The organism is Neobacillus sp. GCM10027624, assembly GCF_042675345.1.
Taxonomy (GTDB): Bacteria; Bacillota; Bacilli; order Bacillales; family Cytobacillaceae; genus Neobacillus; species Neobacillus cucumis_D.
Genome location: NZ_JBHTHD010000010.1, coordinates 325,040 through 344,818, shown reverse-complemented (window position 1 = coordinate 344,818; position 19,779 = coordinate 325,040). Strand labels below are relative to the sequence as shown.

Annotated in this window: 20 protein-coding genes; 5 read left to right on the top strand and 15 right to left on the bottom strand. The window is 38.2% G+C overall.

All coding sequences use genetic code 11. The features are described 5' to 3' along the window. Nucleotides 1-15: 15 nt before the first annotated feature. From floT to ACFQZ9_RS15985, 7 genes are all read right to left on the bottom strand, one after another. Nucleotides 16-1,536 (bottom strand): flotillin family protein, encoded by a 1,521-nt coding sequence (floT, locus tag ACFQZ9_RS16015; RefSeq protein ID WP_498944568.1) that lies wholly within the window; start codon nucleotides 1,534-1,536, stop codon nucleotides 16-18. Between the two features lie 12 nt (nucleotides 1,537-1,548). Continuing rightward, complete coding sequence (locus ACFQZ9_RS16010) at nucleotides 1,549-2,094, bottom strand: NfeD family protein (protein ID WP_498944567.1); 546 nt, start codon at nucleotides 2,092-2,094, stop codon at nucleotides 1,549-1,551. A gap of 677 nt (nucleotides 2,095-2,771) precedes the next feature. After that, nucleotides 2,772-3,506, bottom strand: a complete 735-nt coding sequence (locus ACFQZ9_RS16005) for an amino acid ABC transporter ATP-binding protein (RefSeq protein ID WP_498944566.1) — start codon at nucleotides 3,504-3,506, stop codon at nucleotides 2,772-2,774. 16 nt (nucleotides 3,507-3,522) lie between these two features. Further along, on the bottom strand, nucleotides 3,523-4,221 hold the full coding sequence (locus ACFQZ9_RS16000) for an amino acid ABC transporter permease (RefSeq protein ID WP_198310684.1): 699 nt from the start codon (nucleotides 4,219-4,221) through the stop codon (nucleotides 3,523-3,525). Continuing rightward, entirely contained in the window at nucleotides 4,208-5,038 is an 831-nt protein-coding gene (locus ACFQZ9_RS15995; RefSeq protein WP_498944565.1) for an amino acid ABC transporter substrate-binding protein, read from the bottom strand. The genes ACFQZ9_RS16000 and ACFQZ9_RS15995 overlap by 14 nt, the downstream gene beginning before the upstream one ends. A 136-nt stretch (nucleotides 5,039-5,174) precedes the next feature. Next, entirely contained in the window at nucleotides 5,175-5,996 is an 822-nt protein-coding gene (gene nadE / locus ACFQZ9_RS15990; RefSeq protein WP_198310399.1) for an NAD(+) synthase, read from the bottom strand. A 43-nt stretch (nucleotides 5,997-6,039) separates the two neighbouring features. Next, complete coding sequence (locus tag ACFQZ9_RS15985) at nucleotides 6,040-7,152, bottom strand: serine hydrolase domain-containing protein (protein WP_498944564.1); 1,113 nt, start codon at nucleotides 7,150-7,152, stop codon at nucleotides 6,040-6,042. Nucleotides 7,153-7,322: 170 nt separating this feature from the next. On the opposite strand from ACFQZ9_RS15985, the gene ACFQZ9_RS15980 reads away from it, so the two are divergent. Further along, nucleotides 7,323-7,835: an acyl-CoA thioesterase gene (locus tag ACFQZ9_RS15980; RefSeq protein WP_133334019.1), complete on the top strand. Its 513-nt coding sequence runs from the start codon at nucleotides 7,323-7,325 to the stop codon at nucleotides 7,833-7,835. A gap of 30 nt (nucleotides 7,836-7,865) precedes the next feature. Here ACFQZ9_RS15980 and ACFQZ9_RS15975 read toward each other — a convergent pair whose 3' ends face one another. Then, the gene (locus tag ACFQZ9_RS15975; protein WP_498944563.1) at nucleotides 7,866-8,867 is read right to left on the bottom strand and encodes a DUF3231 family protein; all 1,002 of its coding nucleotides are present in this window, start codon (nucleotides 8,865-8,867) and stop codon (nucleotides 7,866-7,868) included. Between the two features lie 60 nt (nucleotides 8,868-8,927). Beyond that, nucleotides 8,928-9,902: a cation diffusion facilitator family transporter gene (locus ACFQZ9_RS15970; RefSeq protein WP_498944591.1), complete on the bottom strand. Its 975-nt coding sequence runs from the start codon at nucleotides 9,900-9,902 to the stop codon at nucleotides 8,928-8,930. Between the two features lie 206 nt (nucleotides 9,903-10,108). Here ACFQZ9_RS15970 and ACFQZ9_RS15965 point away from each other — a divergent pair, with 206 nt between their 5' ends. Then, the gene (locus ACFQZ9_RS15965; protein ID WP_498944562.1) at nucleotides 10,109-10,816 is read left to right on the top strand and encodes a DNA alkylation repair protein; all 708 of its coding nucleotides are present in this window, start codon (nucleotides 10,109-10,111) and stop codon (nucleotides 10,814-10,816) included. 30 nt (nucleotides 10,817-10,846) lie between these two features. Here ACFQZ9_RS15965 and ACFQZ9_RS15960 read toward each other — a convergent pair whose 3' ends face one another. From ACFQZ9_RS15960 to ACFQZ9_RS15945, 4 genes are all read right to left on the bottom strand, one after another. Then, entirely contained in the window at nucleotides 10,847-11,080 is a 234-nt protein-coding gene (locus ACFQZ9_RS15960) for a hypothetical protein (RefSeq protein ID WP_498944561.1), read from the bottom strand. 68 nt (nucleotides 11,081-11,148) lie between these two features. Next, complete coding sequence (locus ACFQZ9_RS15955; protein ID WP_198310405.1) at nucleotides 11,149-12,150, bottom strand: AI-2E family transporter; 1,002 nt, start codon at nucleotides 12,148-12,150, stop codon at nucleotides 11,149-11,151. Nucleotides 12,151-12,299: 149 nt separating this feature from the next. Further along, on the bottom strand, nucleotides 12,300-15,437 hold the full coding sequence (locus ACFQZ9_RS15950) for an MMPL family transporter (protein WP_498944560.1): 3,138 nt from the start codon (nucleotides 15,435-15,437) through the stop codon (nucleotides 12,300-12,302). Between the two features lie 3 nt (nucleotides 15,438-15,440). After that, nucleotides 15,441-15,902, bottom strand: coding sequence for a MarR family winged helix-turn-helix transcriptional regulator (locus ACFQZ9_RS15945; protein WP_498944559.1), 462 nt, complete (start codon nucleotides 15,900-15,902; stop codon nucleotides 15,441-15,443). Nucleotides 15,903-16,135: 233 nt separating this feature from the next. Here ACFQZ9_RS15945 and ACFQZ9_RS15940 point away from each other — a divergent pair, with 233 nt between their 5' ends. Beyond that, nucleotides 16,136-16,357: a hypothetical protein gene (locus ACFQZ9_RS15940; RefSeq protein WP_498944558.1), complete on the top strand. Its 222-nt coding sequence runs from the start codon at nucleotides 16,136-16,138 to the stop codon at nucleotides 16,355-16,357. Between the two features lie 61 nt (nucleotides 16,358-16,418). Beyond that, nucleotides 16,419-17,057: a DUF2085 domain-containing protein gene (locus ACFQZ9_RS15935; RefSeq protein ID WP_498944557.1), complete on the top strand. Its 639-nt coding sequence runs from the start codon at nucleotides 16,419-16,421 to the stop codon at nucleotides 17,055-17,057. Nucleotides 17,058-17,095: 38 nt separating this feature from the next. On the opposite strand, the gene ACFQZ9_RS15930 is transcribed toward ACFQZ9_RS15935, so the two are convergent. Both ACFQZ9_RS15930 and ACFQZ9_RS15925 read right to left on the bottom strand, forming a co-directional pair. Continuing rightward, entirely contained in the window at nucleotides 17,096-17,698 is a 603-nt protein-coding gene (locus ACFQZ9_RS15930) for an undecaprenyl-diphosphatase (protein WP_498944556.1), read from the bottom strand. A gap of 84 nt (nucleotides 17,699-17,782) precedes the next feature. After that, nucleotides 17,783-18,832 carry an acyltransferase family protein gene (locus ACFQZ9_RS15925; RefSeq protein WP_498944555.1) on the bottom strand — a complete coding sequence of 350 codons (1,050 nt, stop codon included), beginning with the start codon at nucleotides 18,830-18,832 and terminating at the stop codon, nucleotides 17,783-17,785. A gap of 314 nt (nucleotides 18,833-19,146) precedes the next feature. Here ACFQZ9_RS15925 and ACFQZ9_RS15920 point away from each other — a divergent pair, with 314 nt between their 5' ends. Beyond that, nucleotides 19,147-19,554, top strand: a complete 408-nt coding sequence (locus ACFQZ9_RS15920) for an LAGLIDADG family homing endonuclease (RefSeq protein WP_498944554.1) — start codon at nucleotides 19,147-19,149, stop codon at nucleotides 19,552-19,554. Nucleotides 19,555-19,779: the final 225 nt, after the last annotated feature.

Below are 19,779 nucleotides of genomic sequence, written 5' to 3'. Positions count from 1 at the left end.
AAGGATTTTTAAAATTTATTCTGCTGTCTTTTTCACTTCTTCAGTCAATTCCTCAATACTTCTTTTTACATTCGATTTTCCAGAATAATTCTCAATTAATTCTTTTACATCAATTCCGCTTGAAGCTTTTAATGACTCTTGGAGGCTCGCCATTAGGTTTGTCGCATAGCTGGTAATTTTATTAGCGCCGCCATTCGCACCCGATTCGCCACCCGTATCAACAACGGTAATTTTATCGATATTTGAAAGCGGGCTGGCCACTTGCTTCGCATATTCTGGAAGCATTTTGATAACCATGTCGAGAATCGCGGCTTGACCGAATTGTTCGAACGCCTCAGCAATTTTTTCTTTTGCTTCTGCCTCAGCAAGGCCTTTCAAGCGAATAATTTCAGCCTCGGATTGACCTTGTGCTTTCTGTGCTTCCGCTTTTGCAAGACCATCCATCCGGATGCGTTCCGCCTCCGCTTTCGCCATTGCTTCAATCCGGTATTTATTGGCTTCCGCTTCTGCAATCTCTCTTGCCTTATTTGCAGCAGCAGCCTGCTCAACAGAGTAGCGGTCCGCATCCGCTTTTTTCTTTACTTCTGAATCGTACTGGCGCTCACGACGGAGAATTTCTTTTTCTTCCAGTTCAATTTGTTTTTGCCTTTCAATGATCTTAATCTGCATTTCCTGTTCCGTAACTTCTTGTTTCGATCTGGCACTTTCAAGATCATAGGCCATGTCGGCACGCGCCTTGGCAATATCCTGTTCACGGCGGAATTCAGCAATTTTCAGCTGATTGATTTTTTCTGCTTCAGCGATTTCTGTTGCTCGTTCCAATTCAGAACGCTTTGCTTCCTTAGATGCCTCAGCCTTTTTGATCCGTGTTTCTTTTTCTGCTTCAGCTGTGGCAATATCGGCATCACGTTTTACTTGAGCAATTCGTGGTTTACCTAATGAGTCTAGATAACCATTTTTATCACGGACATCTTTAATCGTGAACGATACAATTGTTAAGCCCATTTTTGCCAGGTCTTGTGAAGCGACCCTTTGAACTTCCTGCGAGAATTTATCACGGTTTTTATAAATTTCTTCAACGGTCATCGAACCGAGAATGGAGCGCAGGTGACCTTCCAACACTTCACGCGCTTCATTTTCGCGGTCCTCCTTCGCCTTTCCAAGGAATTGCTCTGCTGCTGTAGCTATTTCACTAATTGAGCCGCCAATTTTAATAATAGCAACCCCGTCAGCCATAACAGGTACTCCCTGTTCCGTATAAACCTCGGGTGTCGTAACCTCTAACTTACTGGAAAGAAGACTGAGTGGTTTTGCTTGTTGGAAGACTGGTAAAATAAAACTACCTCCGCCGCGGATAATTTTGATTTTATTACCTGATTCATCCACATGAACATTACGGTTTCCAAGGAAACTACCTGTTACAATCAGTGCCTCATCCGGCCCTGCCGTTTTATATTTTGTAATAAAAACCCCGATTAAGGCAATTAGGATTAATGCAACGATCCCAATGATTACCCAAATAATTCCAAAGCCCATTGAAACTCCCCCTTATAAAAAGCTTTCTATCTCTTGATTAATGGTTACCTGAAGGACCCCATTTTCAACTTGGACTACTAGTACTTTCGTGCCATTTTGGATGGACACGCCATCGAAGCTTGAAGCAGGTTTGGCAATTCTGCCGCTAATATTTTCAATCATGACTTCCCCAAATCCGTCTGCTGGAATGGCTGTGATAACTGTGCCAATTCTGCCGCGTAAATCACTTTCTTTGTAAACAAGTGACTCTTCTGCTGACGATAAGGGAATAAGAACGAAAACATTTAATAATGTCACCACTATAAAAGCTAAGACAGCAGAAATCCCCAAAATCAATCCGTAATGGAGTGATGACAATTTTTCCAGCAGAAACCCACTGGCTGAGAGAATGGTCACAAATGCAAAAATTAGTACCGGATTGAAAAAATGCAGCCCCCCATCACCGGTTCCATGAAAATGAAACACATCCGCAAACAAAACATACAAAATGGTTAAAACACCTGAAATGATAAGTGCGTATAAATAGATGGTTTCTAAAGGAATGCTTAACGGCTCCATAAATAGGCACCACTCCTTTTCTTTGTCTATATTTGTATATACGTATAAAATATGTAAAAGGTTTCACATTATCATTGTACAGGAAAATATTGGGTAGTGGGGGAATGTTTTTTGTTTGGTTTAAAATTTCTTCCTTTTGCAGATGCATATGCAGAAACTGCGGTAGTTTTTCGGTACCCATACCCTTGTTTTTTGTTCTTCTCGGTCACTATGAACGCTTGATTGTGCCCATGCTTTTGGTTTTTTCTTCTTCACAGGCACGATCAACCTCTGCTGGTGCCCGGGCTCTTGCTTTTTTCCTTCGAACGGGCACTATCAACCTCTGTTGGTGCCCGGGCTCTTGCTTTTTTCCTTCGAACGGGCACTATCAACCTCTATTAGTTCCCGGGCTCTTGCTTTTTTCCTTCTAACGGGCACTATCAACCTCTGTTGGTGCCCGGGCTCTTGCTTTTTTCCTTCGAACGGGCACTATCAACCTCTGTTGGTGCCCGGGCTCTTGCTTTTTTCCTTCGAACGGGCACTATCAACCTCTGTTAGTTTCCATGCTCTTGCTTTTTTCCTTCAAACGGGCACTATCAACCTCTGTTAGTTCCCGGGCTCACGATTTTTCCCTTTGCACAGGCACTATCATTCGACGATTGAAAAACAAAAAGTGCTATGACCTTAGCCATAACACTTTACTGAATCATATTTAAAAACTTCCGTGTCCGTTCTTCTTTTGGATTCGTGAAAATCTCTTCCGGTTTGTTTCTTTCAACAACAACACCCTGGTCCATAAAAATAACTTCATCCGCTGCTTCACGGGCAAAGCGCATTTCATGGGTAACGACAATCATCGTCATTCCTTCTTGGGCAAGATCCTTCATTACTTTAAGAACCTCCCCAACAAGTTCAGGATCGAGAGCTGAGGTCGGTTCATCAAACAACATAACCTCCGGCTCCATTGCAAGCGCTCTGGCTATACCTACCCGCTGCTGCTGTCCGCCGGAAAGCTGTGCAGGATAGTAATCTATTTTGTCACCAAGTCCGACTTTTTCCAAGAGAGACACTGCTTTTTTACGAGCCGAATCTTTACTTTCACCCTTGACGATAATCGGCCCCTCCATCACATTTTCCACTGCGGTTTTGTGCGGGAATAAATTATAATTTTGAAAAACCATACCGGTTAAGCGACGAAAGGTAGCAATATTCTTCTTTGAAACAGGCTTAGAAAAATCAAGACTTTGTCCTTCGATAGAAATAACACCCTTCGTAGGTGTTTCCAAAACATTCAAGCAGCGAAGCATCGTTGTTTTTCCAGAACCGGACGGGCCAATAATGACAACAACCTTTCCTTTTTCTACCTCAAGATCAATCCCTTTTAATACTTCTAATTGATCAAATTGCTTATATAGTCCTTTAATTGATATCATGGTCATTCTCCTTTACTTAAGACACATAGCGGTCCAATCTCGTTTCCAATGATTGTTGAAGGATGGAAAGGAAAAAGCAAATGACCCAATAAATAAGTGCCGCTTCACTATAAACCAATAAAAATTCATAATTGGTTGCAGCAATTTCCTGTGCCTTTCGAAACAACTCCGTTAAAAGAACAAGAGATGCCAACGATGTATCCTTTACAAGACTAATAAACGAGTTTGATAATGGCGGTATCGAGACTCTTGTAGCCTGAGGAAGAATAATTCTTCTAAGTACTTGAGAATAAGACATTCCGATCGAGTAACCTGCTTCCCACTGTCCTTTTGGGATTGAGATAATCGCGGCACGAATAATTTCCGATCCATAAGCACCGACACTAAGAGAAAAACCAATAATGGCTGCGACATAGGAATCCAGTGTAATTCCAACCGTCGGTAAGCCATAAAAAATGATGAACAGCTGGACTAACAATGGGGTTCCCCGAATGATAGAAACATAAATTCTGGCAATCATTTGTAAAACTTTAAGATGCGAAATCCGCGCCAGCGCTGTTAAGATGGCAAGGATTAAACCAATGACAAAGGTTATCAGCGTTAAGGGTATTGTATAAAAAATAGCCCCTTTCAAAAGGGGCAGAAAGGAACTTTGTGCAATATCCATTAAACGTGCTGTTCTTTCCGGGTCAGCAAAAATACTATTTAAGTACATCTTCACCAAACCATTTCTCAGAGATTTTTTTGTATGTTCCATCTGAAATCATGTCGTTTAATGCTTTGTTTACTGCATCTACTAGTGTTTGATTGTTTTTCCTAAACATAAATCCGCTTTGTGAAGCATCCGCTGAAGTTGCCGCAATTTTAACAGGTGCATCAGGCTTTTGTTTTTTAAAGTCTAAGAAAGAAATTTTATCGTTGACCGTTACATCAACACGTTTAGATGCTAATAAGTCAATCGCCTGGTTAAAGCCCTCTACTCCGGTAATATTTGCACCAAATTTTCTTGCAATATCCGCATAGTTACTAGTCATAGATTGAGCAGATTTTAAACCTTTTATATCTTCAAATTTTTTCACTTTATTATTATCATTACGAACAATTAGAACCGCTTTTGATGTGATGTATGGATCTGAAAAATCGTATTTTTCCTGACGGTCTGGACGAATTCCAACCTCGTTGGCAACCACGTCAAAACGTTTTGCATCTAATCCGGCAAACATAGCATCCCATTGTGTTTCTTTAAATTCCGGTGTTACTCCTAGACGCTTGGCCACTTCAGTAGCAACCTCTACATCAAAACCGGTTAATTTACCGCTTTTATCATGGAACGTAAATGGTGCATATGTACCTTCCGTACCAATAAGAATTTTTCCATCTGCTTTAATCTTAGCCAATAAGTCTTTTTCCTTTGAAGCAGATTGATTATCGTTCTTATTATCTTTAGTGGTATCTTTATTGCTTGTACCACATGCTGACAAAATTAACATAAAGCTTAGTAAAAGTGCAAATAATACTGAAAGCTTTTTCACAATATAACCCCCTAATTCTTAGTGTTTTACTTGGATTATCATATTACAACTAATTACTTCTGTAAAGTTATTTTATCCGATTATTAAAAATTAATGTAGAAAAACCTATCAGAAAATTCTAATAGGTTATTAAAACTTATTTCCACCAAGAATCAAACATGGTTGCTGGCAGTTGGCGTTTATGTTCAGTCATGAGATATCGGTTTTCAATTTTCTCGGCAATTTCCTTTGAAACAGGTCTACCTTCAAGGTAATCATCAAGCTCATCGTATGAAATGCCCAACTCTGTTTCATCTGCTTGTCCTGGCTTATGATCCAGTAAATCTGCTGTCGGTACTTTTAAATATAAACGCTCATCCGCTCCAAGTTCTTTTAACAAAGCTTTTCCCTGGCGCTTTGTTAAACCTGTAAGCGGAAGAACATCTGCGCCCCCATCACCATATTTCGTATAAAATCCGGTAACAGCTTCAGCGGCATGATCCGTACCAATTACAAGTAGCCCTTCCATTCCTCCAACTGCATACTGGGCAATCATTCTCATCCTAGCTTTTACATTTCCTTTTTGATAATCACTTAAAGGTTTACCTTTAGTCATCCCATCATACTCTGTTTGAACAGAATCAACAGAAGATTTTATATTAAAAACATAGTCCTGGTCTGCCTGAATAAAGGACAACGATCTTTGTGCATCGTCTTCATCCTGTTGAACACCATAGGGCAAACGGACTGCAATAAAAACAGCTTCCGTTCCTTCCTTCCGCAGCTCTTCAACCGATAACTGTGCAAGGCGCCCGGCAAGGCTTGAATCCTGACCGCCGCTAATCCCTAAAACATAACCTTTTGCCTTTGTTTTAAGCAAGTAATTTTTTAAAAAGTCAATTCGCTTTCTAATTTCCTCTTTAGGGTTAATCTCAGAAGATACATTTAACTCCTGCATAATTTGGTTTTGCATACTCATCTTTTTCCTCCATTCTATACACTGCCATTAGGAAATTACTAGGTCACGTCTCCAAATTGTGGGATTCCCCCCATTTTATGATTGTGTGAATATCATTTGCAATGGCTTTAATTTTTGTCCTTTTGGAATGAATATTCAATAAAATCGTAATTTGGGTTTTATCATTATAATATACATGAAGCGATTCCCACCCTAATAAAACGCCTCGGCTTAATATGCTATTGCCATAGTTATAAAGCCCAAGTCCATATTTCGAGATACTTCTTGGCCTAAGCATTTCCTTCAAACGATTTCTAGAAATAAGTTTACCACCAAATAATGCCTCATCAAAACGAGATAAATCAAGGGCAGTTGTAAATATATCTCCACAGCCAAAAAGAGGATACGGATTTAGCTTTTTAATGGAATGCAGATGTTGACCTATTTTTAAATACCCAGTTGATGTGAAAGGAAAAAGATTTTCCCTCGTAATAAATCCTGAGCTTTTCATACCTGCAGGAGCAAAAATATGATGTTGAATATATTCATGTAGTGTTGTTCCCGACACCTTCTCAACAATATAGCCTAAAATGAGATAATTAATGTCCTTATAATCCCATCTTGTGCCCGGCATAAATAGAAGTGGTCTTCTTTCCGCCTCGTTTATCATATCCACGGGCTTAGTATCCCAGACTTTCCACAGCGGTTTTTGAATTCCTGATGTATGGCTTAATAAATGAACTAATTTTATTTCTTGGCCATTAGGAAAACCGGGAATATATTTTGATAAAGGGTCTTCAATCGAAAGTATTCCTTTTTCTTGCAGTTGTAAGATACATACCGCTACAAACGCCTTTGAAATCGAACCAATGGGATAGGTAGTATAGGGTTGGTTCAAAATATGATTCTTGAAATTCGCATAGCCCATCCCTTTGTTAAAGACCAACTTATGATTCTTGATAACCGTAACACTTCCATTCAGATGCATGCGAGTTAAATAATCTTTAATTCGTTCTTGTTCATTGTTTCCCTTTTGGACAATCTTTTTAAGACTAACTTCATGCTGTTTTGCTAAAGTCCGATGAGGACGATTAATGAATCCATTATTGTTTTGGCAGGCTGTTTGTCCAACAATCATCAATACGACGACTAAACAAATTAGAAGATTTTTTACCATTCCAATCCCCCATACCATCCATTTCCTTTTCTTATTTTTTATCATAATGCTTTCATTAAACCACTTTTTTCCTTAATTTATCATGAACATTTGATTAGAATTTTCGGTTAGTGCCAGAAGTTCTGGTAAAAAATAAATATATTGCGAGCACTTACGGGAGGATTAAAAATATGGACGCAAAAACTTGTAAAGAGTCAGTAGTAGTAAGAACAAGCAGAGTTTTTCCAAATGATGTAAATAATCACAATACCTTATTTGGCGGAAAACTAATGAGTGATGTAGATATGATTGCATCCATTTCTGCTGTAAGGCATTCAAGAAGAGAATGTGTTACAGCTTCTACCGATTCTGTTGATTTTCTAAGTCCAATTACTCCTGATGATTCTGTTTGTTTCGAATCGTTTGTAACCTGGACAGGGAGAACATCATTAGAAGTCTTTGTAAAAATTATTGCTGAAAATCTAATTACTGGGGATAGAAAAATTGCTGCCACCGCGTTTTTAACGTTTGTTGCCTTAGATGATGACGGCAAACCCGCACCAGTACCTGGAATCATTCCTGAAACTGAGGAAGAAAAAAAATTGCATGAAACGGCTTCAAAACGGGCTGAAGAACGAAAAGTGCATAGACAAAACAGCAAAGAATTAGCAGAGCACTTAACCATTAATAAACCGTGGGAATAAGAAAAGGTTCGTCGAGACGACGAACCTTTTTTACGTTAAACCTTCTAATTCTCTTCGATTGGGTGCATGTGGAGGCATTTGCAGCCAGCTTCTATTTACCATGATAGTAAAACCTTTCTCTTCATAAAGTAAAATCTCAAGGATAAATTTTTGATAATGGGCCGCTAGGTCTGTCCGCATTGACAAGGACAGTGCGTGCCCAAGGAATGTGATATCAATAGCATTTAAAGAATGAAAGAGCAAAACGATTAATTTATCGGAGAACGGAGCCGCTTGTGAATCCGTTACCTCCATCTGTGTTGGCTTTATTCCTAAAAGCTCTTCCTTCAGGAGAAGATCGTTAAACACCCTGATTTGTTTTTCAGAAATTTCTTTGCCTTCTTTAATATACTTTCGTATTTCCTTGTCTTTAACAATTTGTAAAAAAGCAGTACAAATAAGAATTGAAAAATAATTCCGTTCGACATTAAAAAAAATCTCAGTAATTTCCGCTGTGTTTAACGGTCTTTTCTTACCAAGTCCCAATATATAGGATTGTTTTTCAATGTATTCAACTTTTTTAGGGTATGGAATCATCGGAGGGCGGTCATAGATTCCTTTTTTAAGCATTAAAGTAGTAGCATTTTGATACAAAGTGGCAGATTCTTTCACTATGGTTGTAAAAAAACTCAGAATATCCGTTCTTGCGACATTTGCGGTGACAAATCCCATATTGACCATAGTCATCCGGCCCATCGAATAGACAAAGCTTAACGCAAATGTATCATAAAACAAAGGAGGGACAGAAAGGTCGACATCCTCATCTGTAAGTCGATCTGGCAGGGGGATTCCTTCTTCCTTAAAAATATCGGTTACTTGTTGAATACGACTAATGGAAGCAGTAAGAGCTTGCTCTAGTACACTTTTTATTTCTTCATCTTGATTATGATGGATAAAATATTCCAATAAACGAATACTCATATCCTCTTGAAGAAAAATTGCCCATAATCCCCCAATTTCTGAACTGGACAATCTTGCGGTATGTGAAACCATTATATCCCCCCTAAAAACATGGTTTAAAATTAGGTTCCCAACATACAATTTGTTTTATACTTATTTTGCCGTTTCTTCCGTCTGAGGTTTCCAATTCATGACTTGATCATCTTCGTCAATTTCGATTGTGACATCGACTACACCCTTTTCCGCCATAATTCTTTCTTCAAGGCGATCTTTTATATCATCTGCTGCAGCAACTGTCAATTTCGGATCGACCTCTATTTCTAATTCAACGTGGAGATCCTCCCCCTCTTTAATAACGGTAATCCCCTGGATATCCTTCACATCAGGATCTGCCATCACGAGATTACCAATTTTGTCCTCCATTTCTTCATCTGCCTGCCCGATTACACCTGCCGCATTATCTAAAAATACCCTGCCGACAACAAAGAACATCATCGCTCCAATAATAATCGAAGCAAGTCCCTCTGCCTGATGAATTGCGGTAAAATGAGAAATGAGGACAGCCACAATGGCCAGTAAGCCTCCTAGAGTTGCGACCATATCCTCCATGAAAACCAATTTTGTTGCAGGCTTTGCTCTGCCCAAGTTCGCAAAGCTTTGGGCAAATACATTTAAGCCTTTAGCCTGGATCTCGACTTCATGCAAAATTTCCTTCATCGCTTTAAATAGAACGGTTGTCTCAAGAATCGTTGAGACTCCTAACACGACAATATTAAGGATAAACCCATGGGATGCTGTAGGATGGACGACATGATGATAGCCTTCCACAATTGTCTCAAATGCCATTATTCCAACGACTAGCACTGCACCTAAAAGAACTAAGTTGACCAAGCGGCCGAATCCATTGGGAAATCGTTCCGTTGGTGCTTTTTTACTTAAAGCAGAACCAATAAAAACAAATAACTGGTTCGCCGCGTCCCCTAAACTATGCATCGTTTCAGCGAACATCGCTACATTTCCCGTAAACGAATAGGCAACCCCTTTAATGATGGCTATGATCGTATTAATAATCGTCGCCAGCATCGCTGACTTATTGCCCTTTTTTAATAACTGAAATAATTCTCTCATCGTATCCCCTATTCTTTTTATATAATTAATACCCTTAATATTTTCTAAATCACCTGGAATCATGAAAAAATCTCAAGAAACACTTGTATAAAAACGGTATATTTTAGAAAACAAGGTATATTGTAGAAGGATTTTACTTTAATCGTCAAGAATTTAAGAAACGAAATGGTGATTATTCCTGCAAATTCGTAAACAAGGAGAAGTACATGACATTTGATGAAATAATGATAAAGCTGGCTGAACTCGGGTCCGAACAAACGAAAAAAACCTTTGTCAACCATGGAGCAAAAGAACCTCTTTTTGGAGTTAAGGTTGGAGATTTAAAAAAACTAGTTAAATACGTAAAAAAGGATCATGAATTAGCATTAGCGTTATTTAATTCAGGTAACCATGATGCAATGTATTTGGCGGGGCTGTCGATTAATCCAAAAACAATCTCAAAAGAAACCCTCCAAGATTGGGTGAAGAAAGCAAATTGGTATTTACTTGCCGAATATACGGTTGCAGGTGTGGCCGCCGAAAGTCAATATGCCCTAGAACTTGCACGAGAGTGGATGAGGTCTGAGGAAGAAATGATTGCCGTTAGCGGCTGGAGCACGTATGCAAATTACTTATCGATTGCCCCAGATGAAAATTTAGATATAACTGAAATTCGCCATTTGCTGTATCAGGTTGAAGCTTCCATTCATGAAGAGAAAAACCGGGTCCGTTACGTGATGAATCTCTTTGTGATATGTGTTGGTGCGTATGTCGTTTCCTTATATAATGAGGCAATGAAAGTGGCAGAAAAAATCGGAAAGGTGCATGTTGATGTGGGGAAAACAGCATGTAAAGTGCCACTTGCGGTCGATTATATTCAAAAAATCGACCAAAAAGGAAAAATTGGCGTAAAGAAAAAGACCTGTATCTGCTAAAAAGGCCCGTCTTAAAAACGGGCCTTCATTTTATACATTTTCCAACACTAGAAATAAACGATTGTTCCGCTCACTTTTCTCTTCATCGGATGCGAGATCGTATTTTTTTAATAAATGAAAGACTTCATTCAACAATTCCTGTGCGTGTTCTTTTTCAAAAAACTGCTCAAATAAGGGCTGCATCTCATCAGGCAAAAAGGATGCCTGCGATTCATATTTCTTTTTTACATCTGCTTGGGAATGGTCAAGTTTACATTCGCTCAACAAAATAACCTCCTTCATACCTTTTCAATAATACAACCCCTCTTTCTATTTAGAATGAGGGGTTCAAATTATACCTTTTTTTGATCCGTCACTTCTAATACATCCAGAAGGAAAACAAAGATCGGAATTCCGACAATCAAACCCCAAACCCCAAAAAAGTGCTCAGAGAAAATTAAGACAATAAACGTATAGAAAACAGGAAGATTGGTCTTAGACGACATCAAATTTGGATTTAAAATATAGGCTTCAATTCCATGAATAATCGCGATGGCAATTCCAACATAAAGAACCTTCATCAAACCGCCGATACTATAGGCGATAATCGTCAGTGGAATTAACGATAAAATCACTCCAGCAACCGGAATGAGACCTAAAAGGAAGATCATAATTGAAAGTCCGCCTAACTGCGGGAAATCCAGAATCCATAAAGAAATCGTTGTTAAAATACAGTTAACGACTGCAATAATTAATTGAGCCTCGATTACTTTACCAAATGTCCCCACAAACTTTCGGGCAAAAAACTCAATTTCAACGTAAATGGAGGAAATCTTGCTCTTTTTAAATTTCTTTGTAAACTCCATTAACCTTGGTTTTTCCAACAAGAAAAATAAACTCATTAAAAGGGCCAAAAGAATTTGCAAGCTTACCTTACTTATATCTGTAAAATATTTGATTAAGAAAGTGAATCCCTGTTCTAAGTAATTCGATATTTGGATTTCTTCAATTTTTTCCGTGATGTAATTTAAAACAATATTATCATGCTTGGTTGTATAGAAGGTGGTTAATTGTTTTATAAGCTGCGTGATTTCTGCTGCAATAAGCGGTAAATAAACAACCAATCCATACGAAAGCAATCCAACAATCACTGCATAGGAGATAACAACAATAATCTTTCGATTCAGTCGAACTTTCCCCTCAATGAATTTCACTAAACGATCCATTAAAAACGCAAAAATAAAGGTAAATAAAATTAAATTAATCATCTCTTTCATCCCATAAATGATAAGAGCAATGAAAATGAAGATTAAAATTCTTTTAAAACCGCTGCTCTGCCAAAGTTTATTGATCATCTATTTAATCTAACCCCATTATTTGTACTTATAGTCTAAATATACTAATTTCATTATAACAAAACATTTTTAAAATGGTTACTTTTTAGAAAGAATATTATCTGTATATTTATAAAACTAGAGGCACCCGAATGGATGCCTCTACGTTTTTATTTTAAATTATTTGTCATCCCATGGAATGGCCACCAATTGGCTTTGCCAAAATTTTTAACCATAACAGGAATAAACAACGGCAAGATGACGAAAGCATATAATAATAAACCGATTAAAACAATCGATGCAATCTGAAGCAAGGATAACATTCCTGATGGCATCATCGCCGCAAATGTTCCCCCTAAAATAATTGCAGCCGATATAATGACCGTACCCATTTTTTTCATTGATAATAGCATCGCATCTTCTACCTTTAAATCCCTATATTCATTAAATCGGTCCATCAAGAAAATGCTGTAGTCCACTCCAAGGGCCATCAGGATCACAAATCCGAAGAAAGGAACGGCCCAGCTAATTCCCGTATAACCTAATAGATTGACAAACAGTGCCTCATTCATCGCCATTGACGTAAAGTAGGTTAAAATCAAGGAAGCGATAATATAAAGCGGCATGATCATAGATCTAAATAAAAGAATTAAAATAAGCGTGATTCCAATCAGCATTAACACAACTGTCCTTGAAAAGTCCTGTCCTGACATCTTATTTAAATCTGCATTTGTACTGGTGATCCCGCCAACAGCTACAACAGCATTTTCAAGTTTCGTGTTTTTAACTGCCCGTTTCACTGCATCCTTAATTTCAGGAACCTGGTTAATCGCCTCATTAGAATAAGGGTTTGATTTAAAAACGACATCAATGGTCATGACTTTCCGATCATCTGACATATAGGCATCTAACGCCTGCTTAAAATCTTTACTTTCCACCGCCTCTTTTGGCAGGTGGAAACCGGACATGCCGGTCGAGTCAGAAAGACCGGATAAATAACCTTGAGCAGAACCAAGACCATCCGACACTTGATTTAAACCTTTCGCACTTTGGTCAAGCCCGTTGGATAATTGTGTTAACTGGCCAGTTAGACCGCCAAATCCGGAAAGCAGCTGCTTTTGTCCATCGTTTATTCCAGACAAACCGCTAGTCAGTTTTGGCATATTAGCAACAATTTGACCTTGACCGTTTGCCAACTTGTCAAGTCCTGCCTGCTGCTGCTCAATTCCTTTAATTAACTTTTCCAGCCCCGAAGCAAGTCCCTGCTGGCCGCCATTTGCTTTTGCAAATCCAGCGTTCGCCGTATCCATTCCCATTGTAATTTGAGAAAGACCTGCGTTTAACTGATTAAGACCACTAGAAAGAGGTGCTAGCTGCTGCTGCAGTACCTGAACGGTTCCTTTTATTTTTTGGTATTGCCCTTCTTTCGCCAATCCATCATAATGGCTTTCCAAATAGGTAAAATCTGCACCCTTAATCTGGGCAAGCGCACCGGATAAAGAGGTTAATCCACCGGCTACATCCCTATATTTGGAGTTTAATGTTTTAAGATTCGCATCTATGTCCTGATAACCCTTTTGCAGCTTTTTATAGCCAGCAAGTAAGTCCTCGGCGCCTGCTTTCGTTTTTTCCAATCCTTTTTTCAATTCAGTAGAACCCGCTGAACCTTGACGAATTCCGTTTTCAATTTTGGTAAGGTTGGTTTGAATTTCTGTCAGCCCGCCTTTTAGCTGATTTGTTCCCGAAATTAATCCATTAATCCCGTTGACCGCACCCTTTAACTGCGGTCCGGACTTCGAGAGCTTACTGCCTGCTTCCTGAAGACCATCACTAATTTTCGTAATTCCATCCTTGCCTTTGCCTAAACCATTCTCAAGACTTTCTGCTTGCTTGTTCACATAAAATTCTTTAATTTTTTCACCTGTAGGCCTTGTTACCGAGCGGACCGTATCCACTTGGTCTACTTTTTCAACCTCTTGGCTAATTTTTTCAGCCAATTCGATGTAGTCCGTCGAATTCATCGCCTCATCATTTTTAATCACGATTTGCGTCGGCATTGATTCACCAGGACCAAAACTGTCAGCAATCGCATTAAAAGCACGGATAGAAGGAACCTTTCCGCTGATTTCCTCTAATGAGTTAAACGATAATTTCCCATCATACGTAACTAAAAATGGAACACAAATGGCCGCAACAATTAATAATGAAACCACTGGACGGGCTAGAGAAAACCTTCCGACTGCCCCCCAAAGCTTGCTCTCGGCATGTTCTGCACTTCCCTTAGAAGGCCAGAAAAGCTTCCGCCCTAATACCGCCATAAAGAATGGAACGATTGTAAATAAGGCGATCAAAAGCATTGCCACTCCAATGGCTACTGCTGAAGAAGATTGGTAGAGGATGAATTGAGAAAAACCAATCGTGGCAAACCCAATCATAACGGCTAAACCGCTAAATAATACCGTTCGTCCAGCGGTTCGGTATGTTTCTACGATTGCATCAACGACCGTTTCTCTTTGAGATAATTCCTCTTTGAATCTACTAAGCAATAATATACAATAATCCGTTCCTATTCCGAATAAAACGCAAACCAGAAAGATTTGTGTATAGTTGGAGACAGGGAAATTCAGTTTATCTACTAAAATAGCAATAATTGATTGCGAAGCCAGATAAGTAATACCCACTGTTAGCAATGGAATTAACGGTGATATTAATGAACGAAAAACAAGTAGTAATACAGCTAAAATAAACACAACTGTAATTCCCTCTGTTTTCTTCAAGCCTTCTTCAGAGCTTTTCATCAAATCCTCATTGATCATCCAGTTACTGGTGTAATAATGATCCACCTTTACAGTATCAATTGTTTTATACAAGGCAGCACTGACTTCTTTGGGCTCACGGTCATTCCAGTTCACCTTAAGAGAAGCAAGGATGGACTTTCCGTCCTTGGCAACAAGCTGATTTTTTAAGCTCTTTTCATTAAAATGACTTAGTATTTCTGTAATACCAAGCTTTTCTTTGTTGTCTTCCAGTGCTTGAATCGCCTTTTTTGCTTCCTCTATTTCAGCACTTGTTAACTTTTTATTATCATGAAACACAAGGGCGACTTGGGTTTCCTTGCCGCCATCCTTTTGTTTCTGAACCTGATTCATAATCTCCGTAGCTAAATGGGAGGAATATCCCTTTGGAACATCCACCTGCCCCTTATCACGGACAAGGTCAGCCATATTCGGAGCAATCATGAATAACCCCACTACGATCACAATCCAGGCAATTAGCACGAGCCATTTACTTTTAATAATAAACCTCACCGTTTACTCCTCCTGCTGTAGCTCTTTATTTTCGCTAAGTATGCGATTTATCTTTTCATACGTATTTAAAAATTGTTTAATTTCCATTTCATCGAATTGGGTAATCAAGGACTCGACCAACTTATGAATTCGCTCTTCCGTTTGTTCAAATAAGTCAATACCCTTTTCCGTTAACGTTAAGTAAACAACACGGCGGTCATTTTCATCACGGGTCCGCTTTATTAACCCTTTTTCCCACATCCGGTTAATGATGGCGGTGATGGCACTCTTTTTCACTTCAAATACTTCTGCTAATTCAGTAGATGTACAGGTACCTGATTTGTGGATATACCTTAACATATAGTGTTGGTCACTAGTAAGATCACTGCTGATTTGCTCTTTTACCAGCGATTCTCCTTTTTTATTTACGGAAAACGATAAAGTGATATAACGATCGACTAGTTCTTTGATGCTTGGATTAGACATTATGTATCCATTCACCTCACAAAAATGATTCTATTGTTTAACTGTTCAACTCATTAACTATTAACAAAATTAACTATAATTGTGTACCTTTTAATTGTCAATGAGAAAATTACATCCCTTATTGACCTTTAACACAGCATAAATTTTAAAACAAGGACAGACAAAATTGGGTATCCTTCCACATACATATTCATAAGTATTAACTTTCCCTTAAATAATGGAGGTGAACGATAATGACAGGTGGTATCAGAGCCCTGCTTTACATTTTATCGTTTTTTATACCTGTGGTCGGAATTATTTTAGGAATCATATGGTTGAATGATCAGGAACCTGAAAAGAAACAAGTTGGAAAAACTTGCTTGATCGTCGGAATTGTCTCCATTGTCTTAAGTTGTATTTGCTGGTTTGCTGCATCTGCGCTCTCAATTAGTCCTGCATTTATGTCCGGATATTAAATCATTTTAGAACCTAATTCACCTTGTGGATTGGGTTTTTCTTTAGGAGTGGGTAACAATAATGATTCAAGAATTATTTCATTTTTTAGGAAGAGCGATTTGTCATCAACTTGAGGAACGTTCACTCCATGCTTCGGGTGAAACACTGTCAGTTTGTGCCCGAGATACGGGAATCTATATCGGGATCTTTTCATCCCTTATTTATTTGCATTTAACAAAAAGGAAAAAAAGCTTAACCATCCCTTCTGTAAAAACAAGCTTGTTCCTTTTGTTGTTTCTCGTTCCATTGATGATTGACGGGTTGGGGTCCTATTTGCATTTATTTGAATCAAGCAATATCCGAAGGCTCCTGACTGGAATTTGCTTTGGTCTAGTTTTGCCTTACTTTCTCTATCCCCTGCTTTCAGTAGGATGCCTTGAGGAGACAAGTGAGGCTGTTATCATGAAAAGCAAGGATCTCTATTGGCCAATTATTATTAGTATCATTTTAGGCGTGGCGTTTTTTGAAGTAGTAATGCCCTATTATTTGTTGGACGGGTTCATCATTGTGACTGTGGTTATTTGGTTTAGTTTATGCGCATCATTTTTATTTTCACGAATGGGCTCCAAGTATTTAAGATGGTTTCTTTCTGTATCTACAAGTTTAACCTTTTTGTCCTTCCTATCCATCCTGCATTCATGGATTTTAACGATAACTTAAAAAAGGGCTTGAAACTTTAAAGTTTCAGCCCTTTTTGATTAAAAGTTTTTATTTCTGTCTCCAGATTTCGATTTTGGCAGAATGACTCCTTCTGCTTTTTCGTATATAGCAAGCAATTTGTTTAAGATAGAAAGCTTCGGAGCAATCAAGTAAACAAACAAAGCAGAAATGATTCCGATAAGAGCACCTGTCATTACATCTAGAGGATAGTGAACGCCAACCATTACACGGGAGATGGCTACACAGCAGGCCAGAATAATCCATAACCAGCCCTCTTTTTTGCGTACCAACAAGATTGAAAAACATATTGAAAAAAAGATTATCGAGTGGTCACTCGGAAACGCATTGTCTACAGCATGGCTTACAAGCTTATTAACATGCGGCAGCTCCGCAAACGGCTGGTAATGGGAATAAAACTTCCCGGCTATTTTTCCGATGACTTCAGCTACAGCAACAGAAATAATCGACAAGATTATCATCATTCTGTTTTTATCGGTTCTAGTAAACCAATAAACTAACATTCCTAAAATTAAAAAATAAAGCATATATTCTGCAAGAAAAACAGCAATCGGGTCTAAAAACGAATGGTCTCTACCGAGATTATTAATCGCGCGAAAGGCTTCAATATTTAATTGAGACATTTTCCTACTCCCAACCTAAAGTTATTTAATAAAACTTTTTCCACCAAAATAGTATACCTTTCTGGACATAAAATGGCAAAACATTTATGAGTGGACTTCTTTTTGCTTTATCATCCAGTTTAAACGTGGCAAAATAATTGGCTTGAAAAGGTTGAGAATAAATTTTCTTGTCAGAAGCCAGCAGACAATTGAAGCAAATAGGATGGCCCCCAAAATGACAAATCCTTTATGGCTGACAAGCTGCTCCGGTGCTATTTCGCGGTATACTCGGACAATATTTGTATGAATCAAGTAAATAAACAAGGAATTTACTCCGAGTTTATTAAAGAAAATGAGTTTCTTTTCCTTAGGAACAAGCAGCATAAGTGATATGGAAAGAACGACAACAATTCCATAGTAAGCTAGATGAATGACTGCTCCCTTTAAGATTGACCAAGTAAAAAAGCTGTAGGAGCTTCGTAAAAATAAAAATTCTGTCCCTGATGGCAATTGGTTAAAAAAGATCATAAAAACAAGGAATACGGCCACGACGGATAAGGCTCCCCATCGTATTGGTATTTTACAAATTTTCGTTTTTTGACTAAGGCTGATAAGAATGTTTTTCCTCGCAAGGCTATAGCCAATTAAGAAAAATGGGTAGAAATTCACTAATTTTCTCATCGAGAACCATGATGGAACATGATCTACATAACTAATGGCAACGGCAAAAATAAGCGATATGATAATTGGATACCGCAGGCGCAGGAAGTATGGTGTAACAATACTCCAAACGACGATTCCAAGTAAGTACCACAGCGTCCAATACGGGTCAAATAAATCAAATATTCTTCCTTTAGGTGACAAATTGACCAGAGAATGATCCTGTATTAATTTTTGTAAGAAGCCGTTCGCGATTTGCCAGACTAGGTACACTGAAATTAATTGAATAATCCGTTCAAATTTTTGCGGTCGAAAGAAATATCCGCTTATCATAATAAATAATGGCATATGAAAAAAATAAATTACATTATAAAAATACAAAATAATACCAGGATGTTCTGGATTTCGGTATGATTCAATAAAATGCCCAAACACTACTAAAAATATTAAAAGGCCTTTTACGTTATCGAACCATGGTATACGTTGTTTTATCATATATACCTCCTTCAATAACTTTTTTCGACACTTCTCGACATTTATTAATTATATCGAACCCCGAAACACCCTTCAATAGAACAAAAGGGCAAAACTTGAGGAAATTTAGGAGGATATTCCCTCAACGAATGACCTGATTTATGGTGTCAGGACATAAAAGGATAGAAAGGAATCTCTAAATTTCAATTTCCCCATTTGTCAGTTTTAGCCACTTTTTGATAATACTCCAAGACTATAAAATAATTGAAAACTCATGGTATTAGTATTAATATTAAATAGAACGAATGTTTGCCATTTTGAAGGGGTGCAACACAATGGAAGGTTGGGAAGCTGCTTATGTTGCAGGCATAATTGATGGTGAAGGTTCTATTTCGTTAACCAGAATGCATGAAAATGAATATAGAAGACCATGTATTTCAATTGCATCAACAGATAAAGAACTATTAATTTATGTTCAAACTTTAACTTGCGGAATACTCAATACCAAAAAGAACTATAATCCAGAACGGCATAAAGATTCCTTCACATTAAATATAAAGAAAAAAGAGGATGTTTTATCCATACTAAGACAAATATCTCCTTATTTAAGAGTAGAAAAAAAACGAAAAAGAGCACTTTGGATACTCAAGAACTATGAAAAGGTGACTCTTAGGAATGGAAAGTACAACACAGAATTATTGGAGAAGAAAATAGCATTTGAGGAAAAGTTTTTTGAAATATAAAAAAGACCAGCATTATTTATGCTAGTCTTGTATCCACCTATGTATGGTGGAGACGGCGGGACGTGCGTTTCCATGCTTTCGTCATGGCACTGACTATATCTTGAACCTGCAATCATACAGGTCCTCCGGCGTCTTATGCGAACCATAAATTTACCTTTTAGGTGAGGATTCGCATCCTAGTACTACCACTCTCATCATGGCAGCCTATAAGTCGATACACGGCTG

Coding starts and splice junctions, on each gene's coding strand:
- floT (WP_498944568.1), bottom strand. CDS start 1,536: ATGGGCTTTGGAATTATTTGGGTAATCATTGGGATCGTTGCATTAATC.
- ACFQZ9_RS16010 (WP_498944567.1), bottom strand. CDS start 2,094: ATGGAGCCGTTAAGCATTCCTTTAGAAACCATCTATTTATACGCACTT.
- ACFQZ9_RS16005 (WP_498944566.1), bottom strand. CDS start 3,506: ATGATATCAATTAAAGGACTATATAAGCAATTTGATCAATTAGAAGTA.
- ACFQZ9_RS16000 (WP_198310684.1), bottom strand. CDS start 4,221: ATGTACTTAAATAGTATTTTTGCTGACCCGGAAAGAACAGCACGTTTA.
- nadE (WP_198310399.1), bottom strand. CDS start 5,996: ATGAGTATGCAAAACCAAATTATGCAGGAGTTAAATGTATCTTCTGAG.
- ACFQZ9_RS15985 (WP_498944564.1), bottom strand. CDS start 7,152: ATGGTAAAAAATCTTCTAATTTGTTTAGTCGTCGTATTGATGATTGTT.
- ACFQZ9_RS15980 (WP_133334019.1), top strand. CDS start 7,323: ATGGACGCAAAAACTTGTAAAGAGTCAGTAGTAGTAAGAACAAGCAGA.
- ACFQZ9_RS15975 (WP_498944563.1), bottom strand. CDS start 8,867: ATGGTTTCACATACCGCAAGATTGTCCAGTTCAGAAATTGGGGGATTA.
- ACFQZ9_RS15970 (WP_498944591.1), bottom strand. CDS start 9,902: ATGAGAGAATTATTTCAGTTATTAAAAAAGGGCAATAAGTCAGCGATG.
- ACFQZ9_RS15965 (WP_498944562.1), top strand. CDS start 10,109: ATGACATTTGATGAAATAATGATAAAGCTGGCTGAACTCGGGTCCGAA.
- ACFQZ9_RS15955 (WP_198310405.1), bottom strand. CDS start 12,150: ATGATCAATAAACTTTGGCAGAGCAGCGGTTTTAAAAGAATTTTAATC.
- ACFQZ9_RS15945 (WP_498944559.1), bottom strand. CDS start 15,902: ATGTCTAATCCAAGCATCAAAGAACTAGTCGATCGTTATATCACTTTA.
- ACFQZ9_RS15940 (WP_498944558.1), top strand. CDS start 16,136: ATGACAGGTGGTATCAGAGCCCTGCTTTACATTTTATCGTTTTTTATA.
- ACFQZ9_RS15935 (WP_498944557.1), top strand. CDS start 16,419: ATGATTCAAGAATTATTTCATTTTTTAGGAAGAGCGATTTGTCATCAA.
- ACFQZ9_RS15930 (WP_498944556.1), bottom strand. CDS start 17,698: ATGTCTCAATTAAATATTGAAGCCTTTCGCGCGATTAATAATCTCGGT.
- ACFQZ9_RS15925 (WP_498944555.1), bottom strand. CDS start 18,832: ATGATAAAACAACGTATACCATGGTTCGATAACGTAAAAGGCCTTTTA.
- ACFQZ9_RS15920 (WP_498944554.1), top strand. CDS start 19,147: ATGGAAGGTTGGGAAGCTGCTTATGTTGCAGGCATAATTGATGGTGAA.